The organism is Acinetobacter stercoris (assembly GCF_900323515.1).
Lineage (GTDB): Bacteria > Pseudomonadota > Gammaproteobacteria > Pseudomonadales > Moraxellaceae > Acinetobacter > Acinetobacter stercoris.
Genome location: NZ_OOGT01000170.1, coordinates 1 through 9,034, shown reverse-complemented (window position 1 = coordinate 9,034; position 9,034 = coordinate 1). Strand labels below are relative to the sequence as shown.

Annotated in this window: 3 protein-coding genes; all 3 read left to right on the top strand. The window is 38.0% G+C overall.

What is annotated here, in order from left to right; genetic code table 11:
* Positions 1–238: 238 nt before the first annotated feature.
* The 3 genes from KPC_RS15035 to KPC_RS15025 are packed head-to-tail and all read left to right on the top strand — an operon-like array spanning position 239 to position 8,901.
* Positions 239–2,476 (top strand): type VI secretion system Vgr family protein, encoded by a 2,238-nt coding sequence (locus KPC_RS15035; RefSeq protein ID WP_121975175.1) that lies wholly within the window; start codon positions 239–241, stop codon positions 2,474–2,476.
* A 25-nt stretch (positions 2,477–2,501) separates the two neighbouring features.
* Complete coding sequence (locus KPC_RS15030; protein WP_121975174.1) at positions 2,502–3,863, top strand: DUF2169 family type VI secretion system accessory protein; 1,362 nt, start codon at positions 2,502–2,504, stop codon at positions 3,861–3,863.
* Positions 3,864–3,891: 28 nt separating this feature from the next.
* On the top strand, positions 3,892–8,901 hold the full coding sequence (locus KPC_RS15025) for a PAAR-like domain-containing protein (protein ID WP_121975173.1): 5,010 nt from the start codon (positions 3,892–3,894) through the stop codon (positions 8,899–8,901).
* Positions 8,902–9,034 lie beyond the last annotated feature (133 nt).

Here is a 9,034-nt window from a genome sequence, read left to right as displayed (position 1 = left end):
ATTGATATTTCTTTCATTATTGTTGAATTAAACACAAAATATTTTCTTACACTTATTTTAGATACATTTAATATTCCAGACACTTTAAAATCAAACCCTTACCTGATTCTTAAGATTAAAATAAGACTAGAAAAAAAATTTTTTTAAGTAAAATGAAGATACATAACGTAAATAATTAAATTTATTCATTTATATTTCACATCAAAATTTAATATTTTTTAATTTAAGTTGAAATTTCATGCAATATACTAAAAATATTCAGCAATTGATAGCATCAGTTTCTCAACAAAATAGAATGTTGACACTGACATTTCCAAATCAAGACGTTCAATATGCAAACCAGTTGGTTGCCAATTTTATTAATGTCGAAGAAAAGTTTAACCATGATTTCACAATAAAAGTTGAAGTTTTATCTGATAATTCAGATATTAAACTAGATGATTTGTTAGGGAAAATGGCGACTATTGAGTGTATGCGTCATGATGGATCATCACGTTATTTTAATGGTTATGTCTTTAANTTTAAATTTATAAAAAATAATGGCGCATTTTCACATTTTGAAATGTTGTTAAAACCCTGGCTGACTTTCTTAAAATACAGAACTGATTGTCAGATTTTTCAGGAAATGAATTTAAAAGCACGGAGTACACAGCTTTTTGATCAATGTATTCAGCATGATGTTGCTTGGGATATTCATGGGGAAGATGCAGAAACAACATTTTCTGTTCAATTTAATGAAAGTGATTATAACTATTTACATAGGCAATGGGAAAAAGCAGGTTGGACGTATTGGTATGAACATCGGAAAGACGGTCATACATTGCACATCAGTGATGAAACTATAAATTGCCAGCCAGTGCAGTCCAGCAATAATGCCTTGATCTGGCGTGGAAATGAAGCAAGTAATACGGGTGTTGGGGTAATTTCTTACTCAGATAGTACCCGAATGGAGTTTACTCAATTTTCTTCATCCAGCTTTGATTTTAAGGCACCAGATTTCTTGCAGGCTGATTTTGATGTGACTAACATTCCTCAACAGCTTACATCACTTGAAAATTATCTATACCAGGGCGGATATGGTTTTAAAGATTTTACTCAAGGTCAAAAAGAGTTAATTATCAAAAGTAAAGCTGATTTTGCTACACATCAAGAAAAATACCTTACAGCTAACGATGCTTATGCAGAAATAGGGCATTGGTTTAAATTAACGCGTTTTAATGCTCAGGATCAAACTGGAGAAAAAGAATTACTGATCACTGCTTTGTACCATACAGCAGGGAATAACTATTTATTTGAAACTGAAACAAAATCAGCACAATATCATTGCCAAATAACCTGCATAGAAAGAGAGACTCCATGGGTTCCTCAGCTATATATTAATAGTCAACCTACCTATATTTACGGTTTACAAACAGCAATCGTTGTTGGGCCTGCTGGTGAAGAAATATATACAGATAAGTATGGTCGGATCAAATTGCAGTTCCATTGGGATCGAAAAGGTAAAAAAAATGAGAACTCTTCTGCATGGGTACGTGTCGCAAGTGCCTGGGCAGGCAGTAATTTTGGAATGGTTTCAATTCCTCGTATTGGACAGGAGGTTATTGTCCAGTTTTTAGATGGTAATCCCGATCGACCATTAATTACAGGCAGTGTTTACAATGAAGATAACTTGCCACCTTGGGATTTACCAAACAATGCGACTCAGTCGGGTATTCTTTCCCGGTCATCTGTAGGTGCAACACCGGAAAATGCCAATGCAATCCGCTTTGAAGATAAAAAAGGGGCCGAAGAAGTCTGGATACATGCCGAAAAAGATCAACGAATAGAAGTTGAGAACAATGAATCTCATTCTGTTGGTGTGGATCGTTCTAAAACGGTAGGTAGCAATGAAACAGTAAGTATTGGAAAAAACCGTTCTGAAACTGTAGGTGAGACTGAAACTATTACCATTGGTACAGATAGAACGGAAACCGTTGGAAAAAATGAAACAATTAGTATTGGAGCGAATCGAACAGAAACCGTCACAGGTAATGAAAATATTAGTATCCAGCAAAATAGAACAAAAACTGTCACAGCAAATGAAAATGCAACGATATCCCAAAATCAAACACTATCAGTCGGACAAAATCAAAATGTCAGTGTAGGTCAGAATAAAGTAGAAACTGTCTCTATTGCCAAAGCTTTAAATGTTGGAGCTGCTTATGCAGTAACTGTCGGAGCGGGGCATGTAGTTACCGTTGCTGGGGCAATGAATACTGCTGTTGGCTTAGCACAGGCTGAGCAAGTGGGAATGAGTAAAAGTATTAATGTCGGTAAAAGTTTTAGCATAGAAGTTGGAGATACATTTGAAGTGCGTGTTGGTGCATCAAGTTTTGTTCTTAAATCAGATGGCACTGTCACATTAAATGGACACAAAATATTGATTGATGGAAGTGGTCCTGTCCAAATCAATGGTGATGATGTTGATATCAACTAATACATAATATTAAGGATATTTACTCATGAACTTTGAAAACCAGACGCCTTTTCCTGCACTCTGTTACGCAGCAGCCGATCCAGACCGTAAAGAGCATCGGATTGTTGTGATGAAAGTCAGCCATAAGATAGTTCGGCTAGATACATCTACTTGGGGCCTAGAGTTGATTACTGATGGCTCCGTTCCACTTTGCTTTGAAGATGAATATTGGGGAGACTTGGGGCAAAGTAGTGTTAAATATGAAAGTGACCTTGCTCCATATAAACCTAGGTGTGATATTATCCTAAATGGCAGTGCCTATACACCTGATTATAAGCCTATGCAGGCTCTCGCTGTCCGTATACGTTTGAGTATTCCTGAACAGAAAAAAGAAATTAAAAAACCAATAAAACCTCAACCTCTGAATCCTAATATGCCTTTGACCGATACACAAAAGCGACTGTGGGAGCAAGAACAAAGACAATATCAGTGTGAACTCAAAGAACAACAGCAAATAAAGTATACAGTTCAGCTTGAAAAGACATTAAGCATATTGGGGGAAAGTGAATTTAGCCCCAATGCTGTATTACCTGGCTGGAAAAGAACAAATATCAAAACATTTACTGAGCTTCCTATTCGTTGGGAATATGCTTTCGGTGGTTCAAATATTCTTTATAGGCATGCAAATGCGTTAGGAGAGCCTGTCTTTAACCAAGTTTGCTTTACGAATCCTTTAGGTACAGGCTGGATAGAAAAAGATTATTTTGATGAATGTGAAAAAGTAAATAGTAAAAGATCACGCAAAGAAAAAATAGAAAATTATAAACATATCCCGACTCCAAGGATTGAATATCATCTGCAACGGCAGCCCAAACCAGCAATAAACAAGCATCCTAAAAAGGCTGACCTGACAGCACAACAAATGGCAAAAATCAGTGCAAATTATGCATACAAACCTGCTGGATTTGGCTTTGTGGGGCGCGCATGGGCACCTAGATTGGCTCTGGCAGGTACGTATGATGAAAAATGGCTGGAAGAACAACACCCATATCCACCACAGGATACTGATTATGGTTACTGGAATGGTGCACCAACTGATCAACAAGTTGATTTTTTTTATCCAAATTCCCGTTTGGAACTTTGGAATTTAACAAGGCCTGAATTTTCAAATCAGGGTTATGTCTGTATCGACTTTTTGGGGCATAGACCTTATATCACTTTGCATTTTAAAACTGGGGAAATGGTACCTTTTCCGATGATCACTGAAACTGTTTTGATAGACACCGATAACATGATCATCAGTTTGACCCATAAATCCTGGATTCGTTCTGATACAGCACCACTGGCACGCGTCGAAACTCATTTTAGCAATGAAGCTGAAGGCGCATTATTTGAAATGGTTGATTGAAAAATTAGAATAATTTTGGATATACATAATGGCTGAAAATCTACAATTAAGAAAAGAATCAGGCTGGATAGTTGTTTCCACAATGCCAGATGTTTGCAAAACGCCAATGGGAAGTTCAACTCCACCTGTACCTTATCCAGTCACAGCTAAACTAACCGATGCTCAACTGGTCTCGACTAATGTAAATGCAAATGGTCACCAAGTATTACTGCATAATAAAAGTTACATCTCAAAGACATTGGGTGATCAGGCTGGGGTAGCGAAAGGAATAAAAAGTGGTACTGTTGGTGACAGGTGCTATCCAATTGATAAAAGCTCAAGCTATACCATTAATGGAAAACGTATTGTCAGAGTAGATGATACTTTTTCTATGAATGGTTCGGAGGGTAAAGGAAATACAGAAGGTATTGTTGTAAAAGAATCAGCAATATTGCCAACTATAACAGTTACAGCTAAACCAGAAGAAGAAAAATCGTCATGGCTAGATAAACTACAATTGGGTTTAGATATTGTCGGTTTAATTCCAGGACTGGGAGAAATTGCTGATGGCGTCAATGGTGCAATATCGCTTGCACGAGGGGACTATGCTGGAGCTGCACTATCATTTGGTGCAATGATACCTTTTGCAGGCTGGGGAGCCACAGCAGCAAAAGCTGGGCGAAATGTCTTAAAAGCAACCGATAAAGCTGCAGATGCAGCAAAAGTCGCCAAGAAAGCTGATAATGTTCCTGTACCTAAAAAAGCTGATGGAGGAAGTGTCAAGGGCAAAGGAAAAGATGGTGATAGCAATATTGACTGTCCTTATCCTCAAGTTGGTCGCCCCATCAGCCCAACACAAGGGAGCAAGATATTAACAGGTGATCAGGACACTGATTTTGAGCTTCATTCGGCTTTGCCCGTCATATGGCAACGGAGTTATGCAAGTAATAGCTTGGTTGGTACGGAAAGTCACCCAAATACCTGGTATGGACAAGGCTGGAATAGTACTTTTAGTATTCAAATCCGGGTATTATCTGCTCAACAAAAAATTGAGGTTATTTTACCATTAGGAAGAGTAGTTTCATTTCCATATTTGGAGCCAAGTGATCAATTTTATTCAGTTTATGAAAATTTCACCTTGATTCGAATGAAAATAAATGAAGAAAATACAGATCAGATTTATAACTTTAAAATTGCATTAGGCACGATAGAAAATGCTTCAGTCTTTTATGAGTTTGAACATCAAGTAAAAAATATAACGACTAAGCCTGAACATTTAATTTTATGTACAGGAATGCATGATCTCTATGGTAATCAGATTGGGCTTGAGTATCTACATAAAGATGAAATCTATCAAAACTACCCAAGTCATATTTATGATTGTGCAAATCGGGTGTTAGCACTCGAATTTATAACAATCAAAAATCAGGTTCGTTTACGAGAAATAAAACATATCCGAAAACTGGATGAGCTGAGTCATGTAGATGAAAAAACAGGCGTAGCATTGAGCATTCCAGAACGGATTTTTAGAGCAGAACGTCAAGCGCATATTGAGCTTGAAGATATCGATGATTATGTAAATGGCAAAGTTCTGGTTCGGTATGATTATTCAAATGAAGCAGATCTAATCCATGTCTATGTCGATGATAGTCCTGTGGAAGCCAAAACACTTTCTGAATATAAATTGAGGATGACACGAAAGTTTGAATGGAAAAATCACATGATGACAGCCCACCATCAAATTGGTGGCGTGAGTAGTTATTATGAATACGATGAATATAGCCCCAAAGGAAAGGTCATAAAAAGCAACTCCAATACTGGTGAGCATTTTTTATTTAAATATTTTGAGGGATATACTGAAGTTATTTATAACCCAACTGAAAATATCCAGAAAACTGAGAAATTCTATTTTAATAAAAAGAAAAAACTCACCAAGTTTGTGAATTCGGCAGGCTTTGAAGAAGTATATGAATATGATCATTATCGACGTTTATTGAAAAAAACTGATGCGGATGGCGCGATCACAGAATATCAATATAGTGGTGCCGAACTAAGCAAAATCCGAAGCCTAATCCATTATGACCCAATAACCAAACTTCCTGTTTGGCGAGAAATATCGCTCAACTGGACAAAAGGACGCTTGACCAAAGTTACCGACCCTTTAGGTAATACTGAAACTACGGCTTATAATTTTGCTGGACAGCCTTTAGTGATAACCAATGCACTTGGCTATCAAACTCAAATCAAATATACACCTAAAGGTTTTGCCTACACCATCACAGATGCCAAAGGAGGACATAAGCGTCTGCAGTGGGATGACTACGGGAATTTAAAAAAATATCAGGACTGTAGCGGTAAAATCACCCAATACCAATATGACGATTATGGTCGTTTAACCCATGTGCATAATGCACTGGGAGATGTGACCCAGTTTAAATACTATGCACGACAGACTCAGCCATGTGAGATTATTTATCCTGATCAAAGCAGCGAACGATTTAAATACGATGCGCTTGAGCGTTTGATCGAGTATCGGGATGCTTTGGGACGAATTACCAGCTATCAATATAGCTATGACAGCCTGCCGATCCGGCGTAGAGATGCAGCGAATGGGATAGTGACCTATCAATATGACAACTTACGCCGCTTTACAGGGTTGATCAATGAAAATGGTCAAACATGGACTTTAGAATATGATAGTAATGATCGGGTGATCGCTGAAACCACTTTTGATGGTGTATGTACCAAATACGAATACAGTCCGGCAGGGCAACTGATCAAACATCAACAATATAATGGGCATCAACAGCTCCGTTATAGTACTTTGTTTAAACGCAACTTACTGGGAGAGCTGCTAGAACAATACATCGTAGATCATCATGATCTGACTGAAAAAAAACGCATACGCTATGCTTATGATCTTGCAGGTCAAATGATCGAAGCCAGAAATGAACATAGCCATGTCAAACTCAGTTATGGCGAAATCGGTCAACTCAACAAAGAACAATTGATTGCACACTGGTTTGATCAGGAAAATAAAGAACATATCAAACGTACTCATACGCTGACTCATCTTTATGATGAACTGGGCAATCGCATAGAAACTACGCTACCTGATGGGCGCAAGATCAAAACCATGTATTATGGTTCAGGGCATGCATGGAACTATGCGCTCGAAGATAGTGAAGGGCATCACGAGATCAGTAGCTTAAAACGGGATGATCTACATCAGGAAATTGAGCGGACACAAGGGCAACTACAAAGTCTGTTCCAGCTGGATAAAATGGGACGCTTGCTCGATCAAACAGTCACACATAGTAATAACCCAGAGCAAAAACGTCTGGAAAGAGCTTATCAATACGATAAGGCAGGGCAACTCACAGAAATTCTCGATAAACGCTATTTAACCCAAAACCAAAGTTGGCAACGCAAACAGAGTTACCAATACGATGTCCTTTCTCGATTGACTGCCAGTGAACTGAGTTCACACGGACAACATGAAAACTATATCCAGATACGGGAAAAATTTGCCTTTGACCCAGCAAGCAATATTTTACCTATTGCGACCGCTCACAATGAAAACAAAATCAAAGACAACCGTGTTAGACATATCGAGCAAGATCATCAAATCGTTGATTATGACTATGATGATCTGGGACGTGTAGTTCAAAAACGCATCCAGATCAAAGATGCCAAAGCCTTTGGGCATTTAAGTTCAAAACATATATTAAACCAGTTCACGACACGGCAAATCGATCTAAAATGGGATGAACAAAACCAGCTCATCGAGAGTATCTCCAATAAACCCGATGGACGTGGCAACAAAGAAATCATCAAAACCCAATATTATTATGATCCATTCGGACGCCGTATCGCCAAACAAAGTCAGATTTATCAGGAACAACTGATTACGCAACAAGTCAGACAAAAACCGGCACAGACCACACCGCAACAATCCCTTAGCTCAGGTTCAGGTTATAACTTGAGTCTATCCAGTGTACCGACACCAGCATGGCAGGAAAAATCTGTTCGGGCGACAAAAACGGTACAGTGTAAGCAAACCAGACTGATGCAAAAACAATCGGTCTGGAATGTTTGGGATGGCAATCGGATATTACAGGACTATAACGGTACGCATGTGTTTACCACAGTCTATGAAGCTGATAGTTTTGTGCCATTGGCACGGTTGGTCTGGTTAGATGAAAAACTGGAGTTTGCAGCGAATGATGAGACGCACGATAAACAAATAAAACTGGAAGAACTGCAAAAAATTGCACTCCAAAATTTGGGTGATTTTGGATTAGGTGATTTAGATAGTAGTTTAAAAGCTTCAAATGATGAACCACCCAAGCATAGTCAACATCAGGTGTATTGGTATCAAAATGATCACTTGGGTACCCCAAGAGAGTTAACTTCACATGAGGGTGATATCGCTTGGGAAGCGGTGTATCAGGCTTGGGGAAATACGGTTACGGTTGAATGGCAGGAAGTTGCCCAAGAGTTAAACCCAATTCGGCTAAACTCAATAGAACAAGCATACTTACTCCAACCACACCGTTTTCAAGGTCAGATTTATGATGCTGAAACTGGTTTACACTATAATCGTTTTAGGTATTATGACCCTGATATGGGACGATTTATTTCTCATGACCCGATAGGATTGCTCGGTGGTGAAAATCATTTTCAGTATGCACCGAATCCAGTGGAGTGGGTGGATAGATTAGGGCTAGCAAAATTAAGACGACCATATATTCGTAAATCAACCCGTCAAGCAGTTGAATCGAAAGCAACAATCAAAAATGGTAGGTTTATTGACCCTAATACAGGTAAAGCAATTTCTGGTGATAAAATGAGACCTTATAGCTTGGCAGATGGAAAATATGATTTAGGACACATTCCTGGTCATGAACATAGGTATGAGGTTGAAAAAGCTGAAATTGATGGACTAACACAGAAAGAATTTAATGATAGAATGAATAATCCTGATTTATATCAGGTCGAAGATCCACTCGAAAATCAATCTCATAAACATGAAGCCTCTAAAGCATTCGATTGTTAAATATTATTTTTAAGGAGAATAGAATTGCAAAAAAATAATTTTAAACAAATATATACACTTATTATTGAACATAAACTAGATGACATCAAAGAATTTTTGAATAAATATGGAATTGATGATACTACTAGTAATA